This window comes from Mesorhizobium sp. B2-1-1 (genome assembly GCF_006442975.2).
Lineage (GTDB): Bacteria > Pseudomonadota > Alphaproteobacteria > Rhizobiales > Rhizobiaceae > Mesorhizobium.
This window is the reverse complement of record NZ_CP083954.1, coordinates 5,583,301-5,598,698: the sequence shown is the minus strand read 5'-3', so window position 1 is coordinate 5,598,698 and position 15,398 is coordinate 5,583,301. Positions and strand designations below refer to the sequence as shown.

12 protein-coding genes and 2 pseudogenes are annotated in these 15,398 nt (G+C 61.8%); 6 read left to right on the top strand and 8 right to left on the bottom strand.

Annotated elements, in window-relative coordinates:
- Positions 1 to 73: 73 nt before the first annotated feature.
- Complete coding sequence (locus tag FJ972_RS27160; protein WP_140524033.1) at positions 74 to 1,288, top strand: DUF2235 domain-containing protein; 1,215 nt, start codon at positions 74 to 76, stop codon at positions 1,286 to 1,288.
- 117 nt (positions 1,289 to 1,405) lie between these two features.
- On the opposite strand, the gene FJ972_RS27155 is transcribed toward FJ972_RS27160, so the two are convergent.
- The 7 genes from FJ972_RS27155 to FJ972_RS27125 all read right to left on the bottom strand — a co-directional run bounded on the left by FJ972_RS27155 (position 1,406) and on the right by FJ972_RS27125 (position 9,915).
- Positions 1,406 to 2,287 carry an ABC transporter permease gene (locus tag FJ972_RS27155; protein WP_181165435.1) on the bottom strand — a complete coding sequence of 294 codons (882 nt, stop codon included), beginning with the start codon at positions 2,285 to 2,287 and terminating at the stop codon, positions 1,406 to 1,408.
- A gap of 62 nt (positions 2,288 to 2,349) precedes the next feature.
- Positions 2,350 to 3,933 carry a sugar ABC transporter ATP-binding protein gene (locus FJ972_RS27150; protein WP_140496523.1) on the bottom strand — a complete coding sequence of 528 codons (1,584 nt, stop codon included), beginning with the start codon at positions 3,931 to 3,933 and terminating at the stop codon, positions 2,350 to 2,352.
- Positions 3,934 to 4,098: 165 nt separating this feature from the next.
- The gene (locus tag FJ972_RS27145) at positions 4,099 to 5,241 is read right to left on the bottom strand and encodes a substrate-binding domain-containing protein (RefSeq protein WP_140496521.1); all 1,143 of its coding nucleotides are present in this window, start codon (positions 5,239 to 5,241) and stop codon (positions 4,099 to 4,101) included.
- A gap of 76 nt (positions 5,242 to 5,317) precedes the next feature.
- Positions 5,318 to 6,802 (bottom strand): aldehyde dehydrogenase, encoded by a 1,485-nt coding sequence (gene aldA / locus FJ972_RS27140; RefSeq protein ID WP_140524035.1) that lies wholly within the window; start codon positions 6,800 to 6,802, stop codon positions 5,318 to 5,320.
- Between the two features lie 41 nt (positions 6,803 to 6,843).
- The gene (pdxA, locus tag FJ972_RS27135; RefSeq protein WP_140524037.1) at positions 6,844 to 7,875 is read right to left on the bottom strand and encodes a 4-hydroxythreonine-4-phosphate dehydrogenase PdxA; all 1,032 of its coding nucleotides are present in this window, start codon (positions 7,873 to 7,875) and stop codon (positions 6,844 to 6,846) included.
- A 224-nt stretch (positions 7,876 to 8,099) separates the two neighbouring features.
- Positions 8,100 to 9,200: a four-carbon acid sugar kinase family protein gene (locus FJ972_RS27130; protein ID WP_140524039.1), complete on the bottom strand. Its 1,101-nt coding sequence runs from the start codon at positions 9,198 to 9,200 to the stop codon at positions 8,100 to 8,102.
- Positions 9,187 to 9,915, bottom strand: a complete 729-nt coding sequence (locus FJ972_RS27125) for a DeoR/GlpR family DNA-binding transcription regulator (protein ID WP_319023033.1) — start codon at positions 9,913 to 9,915, stop codon at positions 9,187 to 9,189. Before FJ972_RS27125 ends, FJ972_RS27130 begins: the two co-directional genes overlap by 14 nt.
- Between FJ972_RS27125 and FJ972_RS30295 the strand changes: the two genes are divergently transcribed.
- The 4 genes and pseudogenes from FJ972_RS30295 to FJ972_RS27110 all read left to right on the top strand — a co-directional run.
- A complete protein-coding gene (locus FJ972_RS30295) occupies positions 9,832 to 10,026 on the top strand; it encodes a hypothetical protein (RefSeq protein WP_319023034.1) in 195 nt (64 codons plus the stop codon). The genes FJ972_RS27125 and FJ972_RS30295 overlap by 84 nt on opposite strands.
- 361 nt (positions 10,027 to 10,387) lie before the next feature.
- Positions 10,388 to 10,528, top strand: a complete 141-nt coding sequence (locus tag FJ972_RS27120; protein ID WP_226880641.1) for a DUF1403 family protein — start codon at positions 10,388 to 10,390, stop codon at positions 10,526 to 10,528.
- 266 nt (positions 10,529 to 10,794) lie between these two features.
- A complete protein-coding gene (locus FJ972_RS27115) occupies positions 10,795 to 11,721 on the top strand; it encodes a LysR family transcriptional regulator (RefSeq protein ID WP_140524041.1) in 927 nt (308 codons plus the stop codon).
- Between the two features lie 286 nt (positions 11,722 to 12,007).
- A pseudogene (locus FJ972_RS27110) lies at positions 12,008 to 12,711 on the top strand (aldehyde dehydrogenase family protein); the annotation flags it as partial.
- 122 nt (positions 12,712 to 12,833) lie between these two features.
- Here FJ972_RS27110 and FJ972_RS27105 read toward each other — a convergent pair.
- The gene (locus FJ972_RS27105; protein ID WP_140524043.1) at positions 12,834 to 14,573 is read right to left on the bottom strand and encodes an FAD-dependent oxidoreductase; all 1,740 of its coding nucleotides are present in this window, start codon (positions 14,571 to 14,573) and stop codon (positions 12,834 to 12,836) included.
- Positions 14,574 to 14,943: 370 nt separating this feature from the next.
- Between FJ972_RS27105 and FJ972_RS27100 the strand changes: the two are divergent.
- Positions 14,944 to 15,274 (top strand): annotated as a pseudogene (locus FJ972_RS27100) (DDE-type integrase/transposase/recombinase); the annotation flags it as partial.
- Positions 15,275 to 15,398 lie beyond the last annotated feature (124 nt).

Below are 15,398 nucleotides of genomic sequence, written 5' to 3'. Positions count from 1 at the left end.
GACGCCTGTTGATGTGATCCACAGCTTGGGTCAAAGTCGGTTGGTCTGAACTGGACCTTCAAAGGCGGTGGCGTTGAAGCGGACTGGCAAAAACATCGTTGTCTGCTGCGATGGAACGGGAAACCAGATCGAGCGCAATCTCTCGAATGTCTTGAAGTTGTTCCGCATCCTGAAGAAGAATGAGGAGCAGCGCGTCTATTATGACGCCGGCATAGGAACCATCGGTGCCAGCGATGCCTGGACGCGATGGCGCCAGAACGCGAAATCCGTGTTCGAGCTCGCAACTGGATATGGTCTCGACGCCGAAATCGCCGGCGCCTACGCCTTCATCTGCATGCACTACGTCGAAGGGGACGTAATCTTCCTCTTTGGCTTCAGCCGCGGAGCCTATACAGCCCGCGCCGTTGCGGGCTTGATCCACATGATCGGCCTGCTGCATCCGGACCAACTCAACATCGTTGAGTATGCCGTAAGCTCTTACAAGCAAGCCAGCGATGAGCACGACCTTAGCGTTGCCTGGCACTTTTCCAAGGTTTCAGGAGCCCGGGACGCGCGCATCAGATTTCTTGGTGTTTGGGACACCGTGGCGTCGATCATCGTGCCGCGAAGCGACCGGCTTCTACCACAGCTCCTCACACTGCCGCATACGAGGACCAACCCGAGCGTCGAAGTCTTTCGACATGCAATTGCGATCGATGAGCATCGTCGCATGTTCCGGCTGAACCGGTGGGTCGAGCCGCAGCCATTCGTCGAAAATCCTTTCGACAAGATTTCGCCGGCAAAAGAGCAGGATATCAAACAAGTCTGGTTCGCCGGATCTCATTCCGATGTCGGCGGTGGCTATCCTGAAGAGGAAAGCGCCATATCCAAATTTCCGCTCGACTGGATGGTTGATCAGGCCAAAGCATTTGGATTGCAGACCAATTCCCGCATGCTGGAGCGGCTTGTCTTCGGGGAAGGGAAGGGCGAGGGGACGATGACGTTCGTCAGCCCCGATCCGTTGGGGATCGTGCATGATTCAATGACCGTGGGCTGGAAGCCGCTCGAGTGGATCCCAAAGTCCGTCAAATGGCGTGAATGGAAGCGAAAATCCGTCCTCGGCTTCTACCTACCGCAAGCCGAGCCGCGCACGATCGAGCGACAGGAACGGCGGCCGCTGGTCCATCAGTCGGTTCTGGATCGGAAGGCGGCGATCCCGGCCTATAAGCCCGAGAATTTTCCAACGGCATTCAATGTTGAACCCTATGGTGACCTCATGAAGGATCACCTGGCCAACGAAGCTGGTTAGCGCAGGCGCCGAGCGGGCCGTGAAGCCGGTGGAGAAATCTCAGGTGGGCACGGCGCGATTTCATCAGTCAACGCGTGGAACGCGCGCGTTTCGTCGGGTCATGGAACTCTGCTGCTTTCAACGCCGGTTCAACGAGACGGCAATGATGATGATAGCGCCCTTGATCACCTCCTGGATGCTGGTCGAAAGACCGAGCACGAGAAGACCGAATCCGAGAATTCCTATGAAGATTGCTCCGACGACAGAACCGACGATCGATCCATAGCCGCCGAAGAGACTTGTCCCGCCTATGATCACGGCCGCGATGACGTCGAGTTCGAGACCCGCCCCCAGGCTGGGATTGCCGGCGGTGGAGCGGGCCGCGAGCATCATCCCTGCAAGGGATGCCATCATGCCGGACAGCACAAAGGCGAAAATTTTGACGCTGTCCGTCCGCACCCCGGAAAAGCGGGCGGCTACAGGGTTTCCACCAGTCGCATAAACACGCCTGCCGAAGGGCATCTGGTGCAGAAGATAATAGCCGACGGAAGTTAGGACGATTGTCCACCAGATTGGCGCCTGCACGCCCAGAAAACTACCGTTCCAGAACAGGTTCGAGAAATCATCGTCGACGATCGACACTGGCCGGGTGCCGGTGATCGTCAGCGCCAGTCCGGAAAAGATCGACAGCATGCCAAGGGTCACAAGAAACGATGGAATGCGTATTTTTGTAACAAGGATGCCGGAGGTGGCCCCGATCGCTGCGCCGGCTGCCAGCACCAGAAGAGCTGCGACGTAGGTGGGAACATCCTGGCCGAGCAGCAGCGCTCCGATCATCCCCGAAAAACTTGCAACCGATCCTACCGACAGGTCGATTTCGCCGCAGATGATGACGAATGTCATGCCGATCGCCATTGCCGAAACGATGGCCGTGATGCGCAGAACCGCGCTTGCGGTCGACACAGACGCGAAGTGTGGAGCAAACAGGACGAAGTAGAGGGTTATCGCCAGGAAGATCACATAGGTGATGTGATCGCGGAAAAAATTTATCGCATTTGCGTGCGAGGGCATAGGGGACGGTTTCATGCTGCAACTCCCTGGGCGCGCGCACTGGCTTGTCTGGCCGCCTCGGCCTGCAGCAACGCGCGAAGTTTTGTCTCGTCGTCCGCGCGATCGATGCTGCGCGTGATCCGCCCTTGCGCCATCACCAGAATGCGATCGGACAAATCCAGGAGTTCTTCGAGTTCCGAAGAAATGAGCAGCACGGCGACGCCTTCGCCGGCCGTGCGGCGCACAAGTTCGCGCATATCGCGCTTGGCATTGATGTCGACGCCGGAGGTTGGTTCGTCGAGGATCAACAGCTTCGGCTTCATGGCCAGCCATTTGGCGAAGACGATCTTCTGCTGATTGCCGCCCGAAAGCTCCTGGGCTTTCTGTAAGGGACCGCGGCACAGGATACTGAGATCGTCCCGGTATTGTCTGAACAGAGCCGTTATCCGGGCCTTCGCCATCGGCCCGAACGGACCCGCCAGCGAGAACTCGGAAAGGCGGGGAAGTGCGAGGTTCTCCTCGATCGAACGTCCACCCACAAGACCTTCGAGCCGACGGTCTTCGGGGACAAGCGCGATACCGGCAGCGATGGCCCTGCTGACACTGCCCGGCTGGACGGGGTCGCTCCCGACGGCGATGTGGCCGGTTACATCCGGAAGGATGCCGAACAAGGCCTTGCCCAGGGTCGAGCGGCCACTGCCGACAAGCCCGGCAAGGCCGACGATCTCGCCCGGGCCGATCGAGAACGACACGCCGGACAGTTTGCGCGAGGTGGCAAGGTCACGGACCTCAAGAGCCGGCGTCCCGGCGGGCGTTGCAGGCTGCCGATTTGCTGGCGCGGCTGCGGCGGGGGAAGGCGTTTGGACCTTGGGCCGGGACATCAACGCCGCGATATCCTCGATGGACGTCTTCTCCGGATCGAGCGGACCGACCAGACGTCCATCCTTGATGATCGAGATGCGATCCGAAAGCTGCAGCACATCGGCCATGCGATGGCTGATGTAGACGATACCGATTCCGTTCTGCTTGAGCTGACCGATTGTCCGAAAAAGCGTTTCCTCCTCATGGATGGTCAGGGACGAAGTCGGCTCGTCCATTACGAGCAGCTTGGCGCCCCGCGAGATCGCTTTGAGAATCTCGACCATCTGGCGCTGAGCGAACGCCAGGTCGCCCACACGTGCCGAAGCATCGAGCGAGAAGGCATATCGCCCGATCAGAGCCCGGGCCTCGCGCAGCATTTTTCTGGCATCGACACGTCGGCCGAAGGCGAGCGGCTCGCGAAGGATAAACAGGTTTTCGGCAACCGAACGGTTCGGCAAGACGCTCAGCTCCTGGAAGATCATTGCGATCCCGCGATCGATCCTCTCTCGAAGCGACAGGGCGGTGACATCCTCGCCGTCGAACAGAATCCGGCCTTCGTCCGTCCGATACGCGCCCATGAGGATCTTCATGAGCGTCGACTTGCCCGCACCATTTTCGCCGAGCAGTGCATGCGTTTCGCCGGCCTTGACCTCGAACGAAATGTCCGACAGCACGCGGTTCGCGCCAAACGACTTGCCGATGCGTTGCATCGTTACGATAGGGCGCTGGGACGTTGAAGTTTTCGCTTCGGCCATGACGATTTCTCGATCGCTCGGGGAGCGCCGGCGGACTGCTGCGGCCCGCCGGCGAAAGAAGGAGCCAGAGCAATTCCAGGAAAAGTGTGTACGGTTTTCCGTCTGGAATTGCGCAAAAACAAAGAGACAGAGCGGTTCGCCGTTTCCGTGAAACGGTGAACTGCTCTAGAAGCACTCGCCGTTGCAGATTTTCACCACCGAAGCCGGCGCATCTTCCTTGGTGACCTGCTTGAGGGCACTGAGAAGGTCGAGCTTCTTGACGCGCAACGTCGGTACCGAAATGTACGGCGGGACGTCATGTCCAAGCAGTGCAAGCGCGGCCGCCTTGGCCTCCGCGACACCCTGGTCGTAGGGGCGTTGCGCACCCACGGCCAGAAACTCGCCACGTGCAACGTTCAGCGCGCTGTCTGCGGCAATGTCATTCGTGGTGATGACAATGTCGCGGCCGAGTGTCTTGGCCGCGGCCACGACCTGCTGCGCAGGCGTGTCCCAGGCAACGAAAATGCCCTTCATGTCGGGATGCGCCGTCAACATGGCGGTGGCGACCTCGTAGGCCTTCTCAGGCGCGGTGAAGGTACCGACGTCCGCGACCTTGATGTCGGGGTGTTCGCCGAATGCCTTGAGTGCGCCGACCTTGCGGGCCGCGACAGAGTAGTAATAGTCATAGACCAGCGTGATGATGCCGACCTCGCCCTTGCCGCCAATGGCCCCGACAAGTTCCTGCGCGGCGAAATAGGCGTTCTTCTCATTGTCGGAAGCGACAACGGACACATAGTCCTTGCCCGGCGCCATATCGACCGGAACATTGTCCATGAAAACCAGCTTGATGCCGGCTGCCGCCGCCTTCTTGTAGGCTTCGGATTCGGACTTCGGATCGATCGGGATCGAGAAGATCACATCCGGCTTGCGTGCGATCATCTGCTCGAGATCGCTGATCTGCTGGCCGGGCTGGAACTTGGCGTCGGTGGTTCCGACAACCTCGATGCCAAGGTCCTTGAGCGTGTTCGAGATCCCGGCCACCTGCAATTGAGGCCAGCCGGCATCCATCGTGTGCATCACCAGCCCGGCGGTGAACTTTCCGGCCTTCAGCTTTGCAAGATCGGCATCGGAGAATTTCAGCACGTCTGGCGACACCGCCGGTGGACCGTCAGGGAAGCCCGGAACGGGTTGGCCTCTCGGCGACAGGGGCAACGGCTCAAGCAATGCCTTTGCTTCCGGTGGAATGGTGTCGTCGGCGATCGCCGAAGATGCGGCCAGTCCTGATAGTGCCACGGCCAAAGCCGCCGCCATGAATCCACGATAGTGCATTTTATTCCTCCCGATGAGATGAAACGGCCATTGCGGCCGGGTAGCGACCTGGCTGGTCGTACTGGCTGGGCGCTGTTCAGCGCCCGTAAGGCATCAATGCCGCCGTGGCGGCACCCGAGTAATTCACGTAGACCGTCTTCTTGCGCATGTAGCTCTCGAGCCCGTGTACGCCGTCGTCACCGCCCAATCCGCTCTCGCGGAAGCCGACATGGAAGCCCTGCAGCATTTCTGGCCCGATCCGGTTCACATAGATTTCGCCAAACGAAACCTCGTTGACGGCCTTCATGATGCGACCAAGATCGTTGGTGAAAAGATAGGCCGACAGGCCATAGCGACTGGTATTGGCGATGCTGACTGCCTCCTCGAAGGTGTCGAAGGGCATGATCGGCACGACCGGGCCGAAGATTTCCCGCGTCATGATCGGCATGTCGGGCGTCACGTCGGTCAATACGGTCGGATTGAGCCAGTAGCCGCCGTCGATCGGCGCCTTGGCCGGGCGTCCGCCGGCCAGCGCCAGCTTCGCGCCGCCCGCGACGGCTTCCGCCAGGACCACCTCGACCTTTTCCAATTCCTCACGGCTGACTTTGGGACCGATATCGGTATTCGCCTGCATCGGGTCACCGACGACCAGCGACTTCGAGAACTCCACGAAGCGCGTGACGAACTGATCGTAAATCGAACGGTGAACGAGCGTGCGTTCGTTGCATATGCAGACCTGCCCGCAATTCATGTAGCGCGAAGTGGCCGCCGACCGCACCGCCAGGTCGAGATCGGCATCGGCCAGGACGATGAAGGGTGCCTTGCCGCCAAGCTCCAGCGAAACGGGCGTCAGGTTGCGCGAAGCATTCGCCATGATGCGCTTGCCGGTCGGCACGCTTCCGGTCATGGTGATGAGGTCGACGCCGGGTTCCGTGCACAGCACCTCGCCTATGGTTTCGCCTCGTCCTGTTATGATGTTGACGACGCCGTCCGGCACGCCCGCTTCCACAAAGATGCGAGCCATTTCGAGCGCCGAAAGCGGCGTGTCTTCATGCGGTTTGAGGACGATGGTGTCGCCGGCGATCATGGCGGGCGCCACCTTTCGGCTGACCAGGGCGCTCGGATAATTCCAGGGAATGATGGCGGCGACGACGCCTACGGGTACGCGCTGGATCCAGACCTGCTCTCCCGCGTAGTCGGATGGCAGGATCTCACCTTGAATGCGGCGGGCAAACTCGGCGTAGTAGTCGAAGAACTCGGCCGCACCGCCCACTTCACCCATGGCCTCATTGATCGGCTTGCCTTGTTCCCTGACGACCACCTCGGCCAGATGTCGGGTGTTCTGCCGGATCAAGACCGCGATCCGCTTCATGATCGCCGCACGGGCGAGGGGTGATTTGAGCCCCCAGGCTTTCTGCGCCTTACGGGCTGCCTCTATCGCCTGGCGAGCCTGATCCGGACTTGCCTCGGGCACGTCGACAAAAACCTTGCCGTTGGCCGGGTTGATCACCGGGCGCGTGCCGGCTTCGCCGGTGACAAATCTGCCGTCGATCAGCATGAGATGGGACTTCTCTACAGCCATGGTTCGATCCGCTTCTTCGTGCGTTGCAGGCGTGCCGGTGCCTAAGGTTTGGATTTTGCCGCGGCCATCTGGACGGCGAACTCGATCGCCTCGACCAGGCTGTCCTCGTTGGCGATGCCCTTGCCGGCGATATCGAAGGCCGTGCCGTGGTCCACGGAGGTGCGGATGATCGGAAGGCCGAGCGTCACATTGACACCGGAGAGCGCTTTCCACTCACCGGTCGCGGGATCGACATTGAAGCCGAGCAGTTTCACCGGAACATGGCCCTGATCGTGATACATCGCGACCACCGCGTCATACTGACGCGCACGTAGCTTGACGAAGACCGTGTCGCCCGGAACAGGTCCAACCACGGTGAAATCGGGCGATGTGTAAGAGGCGACGACCGGGGTCGTGATGTCGATGTCCTCACGACCGAAAATGCCGCCTTCGCCAGCGTGCGGGTTGAGCGCGGCAATCGCAATGCGCGGATGCGCAATGTCGAGGCCCTGCAATGCCTCGACGGTCAACTGGATCACCCGCCGCAATCGGGGTTCGGTCAGTTTCGATGGAACCTGAGCCAGCGCCACATGGGTCGAGACATGGCTGACGCGAAAATCCCCATGGGCAAGCATCATCACGGAATCGCGTGCGCCTGTCAGTTCTGCCAGCATGTCGGTATGGCCGGCATAGTGATAGCCGGCCAGGTTGAGCGCTTCCTTGTTGAGGGGGGCCGTAACGATACCCGCAATCGAGCCGGCCTGGGCCAGGCGAACAGCCTTCTCGATGGCCAGGTAGGCAAGGCGCCCGCCTTCGGCCGACATGACGCCTGTCTCTATGGGTGTCCGCTCTGGTCCGGCCTCAAGAATGGCCACGGGCGGAAAAGGTCTGGCGGCCGAAGCCGACGGTTCTTCCCGCTCGATACGTCCTGAAATGGACTCCATCGCGCGCATCGCGGTGGCGCTGCCGATGATGAGAAGCGACAGTGACCCGTCGGCCAGGCGCGGTTTCAGCCGTGCGCATGCCTTCGCGATGATCTCGGGGCCGATGCCCGCGGGATCACCCATAGTGATGCCGAGCCTTGGACCAGACATAAACACTCCATATCGGTCAATTGTGATCATCTTCTAATCCTTCTGGCCATATATGCGCAATAGTTTTCTTTCGCGATCATTCGCAATCAAACTTCACGGCTGATCGGGCTCGCATCTCTCCCTTTGCGGGCTGAAATCTCGACCACACCCGGCTTCGCAGTGCTTTTTGACGCTATTTGACCGGCAAGGCGGATGTACCGCGGCTTCGCCGGCGATCGTTTTGATCAGGGACGCGCGAGAGCGGCAAGCCTGCAGAGCAGGGCGCTGTCGCCGAACGCGCCCGATTTCGAAATCGTGGCCAGCCCCTCGAAAACGCCGCCTTTGATGACGGAAACCGGCAGCCCCGGCTCGATCTCGCTTTCGACCGTGAGTTCGACGGCGCCTAGGCTGTCGCACACCGACCGCAATGTTTCGCCGCCAGTGACGAGCAACGTGCCGGGCCTTGGCAAACCTTCGAGAAGCGAGGCAAACACCTTGCCGATATGATCCGCCACCGCGTGGCGATCACCCGATGCAGCGACGCTGACAATTGATGGCGCGCCTTGCATCATACGCTCCGCCAAGCGCTTTTTCGCTTTGTCGATGTCGCGTTCGACGACGATATGCGCATCCGCATGCCCGGCGGCAAAGACGGCCACCTGTCCCGCCGTGATCTCGTGATTTGTGCCGACAAGGCCAAGGAACGGCCCGGATAACGCAAGAGCAGGCTTCTGCGGTGCTTTCATGTGCCGGGCGAGTGCCGCCGCCAAGCCGCCTGTACCGACCCACAAGATCCGTGCCTCCGGCATTCCGGCCGTTGCGACGATCTTGTCCAGGTCCGTGTCCGTTTCGGCGTCGTAGAGGGTGATGAAATGAGCCGACCGTGCCCCCGGTGTTGAACGCCCGACCGAAAAGCGCTGGCCGAGGTCGGCGAGGAGGTCGGGACCTACCATTTCGGGGCGATCGAGCCGCCATTGGCGTCCGACGCGCGTAACGCGCCCCTGAAACGGGAAAGCAGGCGCCAGCACAACGCGCTGGTACGTCCCCTCGACGATGCAGGCTTCTATTTCGGCGATGACGTGACCGCGCAAAAGGCTGTCGATCTTCTTGAAACTCAGCTGTCCGGCGGCGAGCCATGGCGCGAGCGCCCGGTGCCTGGCGACGGCCGTCGCCTCGGCGCCCTCTCGTGTGGCGACATCGACAGCCATGCGCTCCGAAAACGGACCGTCCAGTCGCCAGCTCACCCCAATGCCGTGGCCGGGCGATGCGAAGGAAACCGCGCTGTCCAGGGCGCCGGTCAGGTCATCGGCTACGACCCGGATATCCACGCCCTCAAGAGCGCTCAACTGAAGAACCTGGACGGCTGACGCGCACGACGCGGACGTTCACATCGAGCGTCCGAAGATTGGTGAGGTGAGCTTGATCGATGCCCTCGTCGGTAATGATCTGGTGGATATCGGCCAGACGGCAGATGGTGCAGAAATTGGGGGCAGTGAACTTCGAATTGTCCGCAAGCACGACGACACGGCGCGCCGCCGCGATCATCGCCTGCTTCATCGCCGCAACCTCTAGCGAGGTCTCCGTGAGCATGTCTCCGGTGATGGCATGGGTCCCAAGAATGGCCACATCGGCGTGGATGGTTCGCAGGAAATTCTCGCCGGGCTGGCCGACCAGGGTCAGTGAGCCTGGCTTGCAGGTGCCTCCAAGCATGACGAGGCGTACTTCCGGCACGGTTGCAAGTATCTGCGCGATCGCGAGGCTGTTGGTAACGGCGGTAAGCGGAATAGGCGCCGCGGCGATGGCGCGGGCGACTTCCAGCACGGTCGTGCTTGCGTCGAAAATGACGCTTTGGCCGGCGCGGAGTTCCGACATCATGGCGGCACCGATGGCCTCTTTCTCTGCCCTGGCGAAATGCGCCGCGGTGGCGAGATCCGGCTCGAAGGTGGCGAGTTCCGTGCGCTGAAGCATCGCCCCGCCATGCGTTCGCTCCAGTGCTCCCTGCCGTTCAAGCATCTCGAGATCGCGCCGGATGGTCGAAGGCGATGCGCCGATGAGATCGATGAGTTCCTGAACGCCTACAGCTCCTTGCCGTTTGAGGCATTCGAGAATGAAGGCATGACGCTTGGCTGGAATCAAATCGACCCGTCCGCGCCCGCCATCGTCTTCCCGTGACCCGGCGGACGCCGAGGGCGCCATGTCCTCCACCGCTGATTTTCGGACATTCCTAGCCACGTTTGTATCTCCGCACGGCGTCGCAAACGCGCTCGCCTGAATCACGGCGAGCGATCTGCCGCAAATATCATGAATCCTTCCAGCAAGCCCAATCGTTTGTCATCTTGGTGGGCGAATTCCCACCGTTTTGGCTTCGTTAGAATTATTTTGACCGATTTTTGACCGAATATACTAATCAATGTGGTCAATCTTGGTCGGAGAGATTGAAAACGAGCAGTTTTCGTCAAAAAACTTTCTGCGGCGGCGGTAACGGCGCGGCAGTGGGGGTGTAGACGATGAAGCGGCACTTCGTGATGCCGTTCTGCTGACGCGACCTGGAGACGACGTCGGTCCCGCCGGCCGAATTGGCTTGGCGCTGGCTGGCAACTCGGCCCGCGGAGGATCTTCTGACGAGGCGAGCGTCGTCGGAGTTCTCGATGCCCTGGGGGCTTGCCCGGGATGACGAGACGGCGGCCGACTTGGCAGACGAGCTTACGCATCTTGCTGCGACCCACGGCACTGTCGGAACGACGATCGGCGCCTTCGCGGCCGTCGAGCGCCGAGGCCTTCCACGCACTGGCGGGTCCTGGTTCGCCCGACGCGCTGTTGGTACAGCGGCGGGGTTGGCCCCACGCGGGTTCCGCTGTTCGGTGGCGAAACCGCCAATGATCTTCATTTGAAATCCTTGCGGTCGATGTGATCTCGATATAACATTTACGCAATCCAGGCATGACCCCACCGCTCCACTCGATCATTTCCAGGCTCCACCTGAAACAGCTGCGGCTCCTAGTCGCGCTGGGCGAGCACGGCTCGCTTTTGAAGGCATCGCAGCAGGTCGCGTTGACGCAACCGGGCGCGAGCAAGGCATTGCAGGAAATCGAGACGACCTTCGGCACGCCGCTGTTCGTTCGCACCAACCGGGGCCTGGAGCCCAATGCCGTCGGCCATTGCGTGATCCGCTATGCGCGTCTGATCCAGACGGATCTCGCGCACCTGCGCGACGAGATCGTCGGAATCATGCGTGGCCAGGGCGGGCGGGTGGCGGCCGGCGTCATCATGGGCGCGGTGCCGCTGCTCACCGATGCCATCTCCGCGCTCGTTGCGCGGCAGGCCGACTTGTCCGTCGAGATCGTCGAGGACACCAGCGCCGCCCTGCTGGCCCAGCTCGAAGCCGGCCGGCTCGACCTGGCGATCTGCCGCACGACCATCAGCCAGGCGCCGCAGGTCTACGACAGCGTGAAGCTCCAGGATGAAACGCTCGCGGTGATCGCGAACGTCGGCCATCCGCTGCGACACGCGAAGAAGCTAACCCTGCAGGAGCTGGCGCCATACCGATGGGTGGTATACCGCGCGAACATGCCGATGCGGCTCTTGCTCGAACGCGAATACCGCGATTGCGGGATCCGGTTCCCGCAGCACCTGCTCGAGACGACCTCCGCTTTTGCGACGCTGGCGCTGCTGCAGGCCAACCCGTCCTTCGTGGCCCTGGTGTCGATCGAAGTCGCGCAGTTCTTCGCGTACCGGCAGATGACGCGCATCCTGCCGCTGGCCCTGGCGTCGCGAAGCGAGGCCTATGAGCTCGTCACCCGCAAGGGGGCGTGGGTTCCGCCCGCCGCCAAACTGCTGATCGACGAATTGGTCCATCGCCAGTCCTGAGCATCAGGTCGGCGCGACCGCGCCGGTCAGCGCTGTATCCGCCAGGGTGCCGCATGGGCAAGGCGATGGACCTGGCCAGCGGGGCCGAGGGGGGCCGTCCGTGCGCGCCACGACCGAGCGGCTCGGCTTGCCGACGGGCTTGGCCCAACTGGGCGTGGCGCGCGATGTTCCCCGACATCGTCCGGGGCGCCTTGAAGGACCACAGCCACCTGACCAACCCGCGCGTTGCATCCGACACCGGTTATGAAGCGATGCTCGAAGCCAGCCTTTAGGAAGCAAGCACACTATGTTCAACAACCTGATCGGCGGCGAGTGGGTCGAAGGCCCTCGCGTCTCGCGCAACATCAACCCCTCGGACACGCACGACGTCATTGGCGAGTTCACGCAAGCCGAGGCGGCCCAAGCCAGGCAGGCCATCGCCGCAGCCACCCAGGCCCGGTCCGCCTGGAGCCTGTCCACCCCGCAGCAGCGCTTCGACATCCTCGACGCCGCCGGCGCCGGGATCCTGGCGCGCAAGGCCGAACTGGGCGACCTGCTCGCCCGCGAGGGAGGCAAGACCCTGCCCGAGGCCATCGGCGAGGTGGCACGGGCCGGCAACATCTTCAAGTTCTTTGCCGGCGAAGCGCTGCGTGTCGGCGGCGACGTGGTGCCTTCCGTGCGCCCGGCGTCGGCGTGGAAGTCACCCGCGAGCCCGTAGGCGTCATGGGCCTGATCACGCCCTGGAACTTCCCATCGCGATCCCCGCCTGGAAGATCGCCCCGGCCTTGGCCTGCGGCAACGCCGTGGTGCTCAAGCCCGCCGATCTCGCACACGGCAGCGCCTGGCCATCGCCGACATCCTGCACCGCGCGGCCTGCCAGCGGGGGTGTTCAACCTGGTGATGGGCCGCGGCTCCGAAGTGGGCCAGGTGCTGCTGGACGACAAACGCGCCAACGCGATCAGCTTCACCGGCCCGGTGGCCACCGGCCGGCGCATCGCGCAGGCCTGTGTCGCGTTGCATGGCCAAGTTCTTCATGCCGCCGGTGCTGGAATCACTGGCCTCGGGTCCGAGGAACAGATAGTCCCGCCGGACCGAGAGGCCTGGCGGGACTATTGTTGAGAGCTGTAGTCCTGCTAATACGAACTGGAGGCTGCGTGTCTTCCTGCGATGATGCCCTGAGAGAGAGCTCGACCGTTCCCGTGCTGACTGAATCCGCCAGCAGCTTCGCCGGCGGCGTAGAGGCCTGGAATCACCTGAGCGGCATAGTCGAGGACCTGGCTTGAGCCGTTGATGCGCAGGCCGGACCGGGCGTCGTGGATCACCGGCGTCGACCAGGCGGCATAGAACGGGCCCCGTTGGATCTTGTATTGGGGTGTCGGTTTGCCGAAGTCGGCGTCGGCACCCGCGTCAACAAAGCTGTTGTACCGCGTCACCGTTTCGACCAGGTTGCTTGCCGGCATGGGAACCCGCTGATGCGGCATGACGATCTTCTGTGCGAGTTCCTCCAGCGTGTTTGCCTGGAAGAAGAATCCATCGGGATCGACGAAGGGCGGCGCCACATTCCATCTCTGGCGGGCCACGGCATCTGCATCGAAGATGGCCCAGATCGGGCCACCGCCGTTGTGGCCGTCGCCGATTCCAGCCAGAGCGGCGTTGATCCAGTTTTGCGGGTTGTATGTGATGTTCTTGGCGTTCAGGTAGCTGCCCTGAGTGTACGGGTTGACCGAGCCAGCGCTGTTCGTCCCGAATTGACCTCCCGTTTCGTCGTAGAACCGCCTCCCGATCATGTTTACATGGATAACGTTCTGGTTGTTGACGTTGGCTAGTCCCGAAGCTTTCGCAAGGTGGAAGACAGGGCTATTGGGCCCCCACTGCAGGAACGAGTAGTTGTACCGCGTTCCGATGGCGGTTGGCTTGGTGATGTTAGTGCCGAACTCTCCAGTCTGGTTGTACGTGCCCGCGAGGGACGCGCCGACATTCAGCCCTGCGAGTATGCCGCTGGCGTCCTGGAAGGAATAGGGCTCGCCAGCGACGCCGCAGTACTCCGCGGTGAGCCGTGGGTCGAACTGTCGGCGGTATTCCACATTCCCGTTTCCGCCGCCACTCGCAATCACTACGCCCTTGCGTGCCTGAATGTTAACGAGGCGGCCCTGATTGGAGGCTACGACCCCGACCACGCCCGCTTTCGTCCGGAGCAGCGACTCCAAACGGTAATTCAGCAGGATCTTCACGCCACGCGCCTTTGCCGCGGCCTCCAGCGGATATATGAAGCCGGGCCCTTGAGACGTCGTCCGCTGTTGGCTCGCGGCTACCGGCAAGCCGGTACGGACCGAGACGTAGTTCATGATCGCCGTATGCATCATACGGTTCACCGAGTTGCCGACCTCATTGCCGCCGACATTGTCGGGCCTGGATGTCGTCCACACGACGCCATGGCGGACCAGAAAGTTGTAAAGGTCGACGTTGATGTCGGCAAATGCCCGGATCAGCTCGCGGTCGTTATAGCGGTAGCTCGGAAAGCCGTTCGCCTGGACGATGGACCAGTCGGTAAGGTCGCGATACAGGAGGTCTGGCGAGTCCGCGATGCCGGCTGCCATCTGGGCAGGGGTTCCGCCTCCCAGGGGAATGTTGCCTGAGCTGACGATGCCACGTCCCCCGATGTGCGGTTGCGCCTCGAGGACAATGACCGACGCGCCCGCCTCTGCGGCGGCGACTGCGGCCCCGAGGCCCGCCGAGCCGCAACCCACAACGACGATATCGGCTACGCGCGGGTCCGCGGCATTGGCAATGCTCGGCTGCAACATGCTGCTGGCCACCCCTGCGGCGGCGATTCCGGCGCCGGCCTTCAACAATGAGCGTCGGCTGACTGTCATTACGTTCTCCTCCTGATATTTTTAGACCAGCGCATTCGGGCCAGCGCATTCGGGATTGTTTGGATCTGGGCCTGAACAGCGAAACTCATTAATCGTGATCGCCGCAGAGACTTGGCCGGCCGGAGTATTGCAGCATTCGCTCGCGCCACAACTGAGAAGATGTGATCTCGGTATAACGTTTACTCAACCCAGGCATGGCCCCACCGCTCCACTCGATCATTTCCAGGCTCCACCTGAAACAGTTGCGGCTCCTGGTCGCGCTGGGCGAGCACGGCTCGCTCCTGAAGGCCCGCAGCAGGTCGCGTCGACGCAGCCGGGCGCGAGCAAGGCATTGCAGGAAATCGAGACGACCTTCGGCACGCCGCTGGGCCACAGCAGGCCGGAACGCATTGTCATCGACGGCAGCCAAACCAACCGCGAGGCGGTCATTTCCTGCGATGCTGAAAGCCGTCTGCGGGACCGCCCGCGACGTTCACCGAAACCGATTCACATCCGCAACAGCAAGTACCTCAATAATTGGATCGAACAGAACCATCGACGCGTCAAGCGCCGCATCCATGCTCGGCTTCAAGTGAATGGCGACCGCCGAGGTTATTCTCACTGGCATCGAGATGGTTCACATGATGCGCAGACAGCAGGCGAGGTTTGCCTACAATCCATCTCCCTCGATCGCCGAGCAGTTCGAGATCCTGGCAGCCTGATCAGCGACGCGAAAACAAAAGAACGATTTGCGACAGAGCCCGCGCGAATGTCGATAGCCAGCGGCAGCCTTGCGCCGTCTGCATGCCACGCTGTTTTGCAAGCCTGTTATCGGCGCCAATCGTA

Coding starts and splice junctions, on each gene's coding strand:
- aldA (WP_140524035.1), bottom strand. CDS start 6,802: ATGGCTGTAGAGAAGTCCCATCTCATGCTGATCGACGGCAGATTTGTC.
- FJ972_RS27145 (WP_140496521.1), bottom strand. CDS start 5,241: ATGCACTATCGTGGATTCATGGCGGCGGCTTTGGCCGTGGCACTATCA.
- FJ972_RS30295 (WP_319023034.1), top strand. CDS start 9,832: ATGCGTTCGCTCCAGTGCTCCCTGCCGTTCAAGCATCTCGAGATCGCG.
- FJ972_RS27105 (WP_140524043.1), bottom strand. CDS start 14,573: ATGACAGTCAGCCGACGCTCATTGTTGAAGGCCGGCGCCGGAATCGCC.
- FJ972_RS27115 (WP_140524041.1), top strand. CDS start 10,795: ATGACCCCACCGCTCCACTCGATCATTTCCAGGCTCCACCTGAAACAG.
- FJ972_RS27150 (WP_140496523.1), bottom strand. CDS start 3,933: ATGGCCGAAGCGAAAACTTCAACGTCCCAGCGCCCTATCGTAACGATG.
- pdxA (WP_140524037.1), bottom strand. CDS start 7,875: ATGTCTGGTCCAAGGCTCGGCATCACTATGGGTGATCCCGCGGGCATC.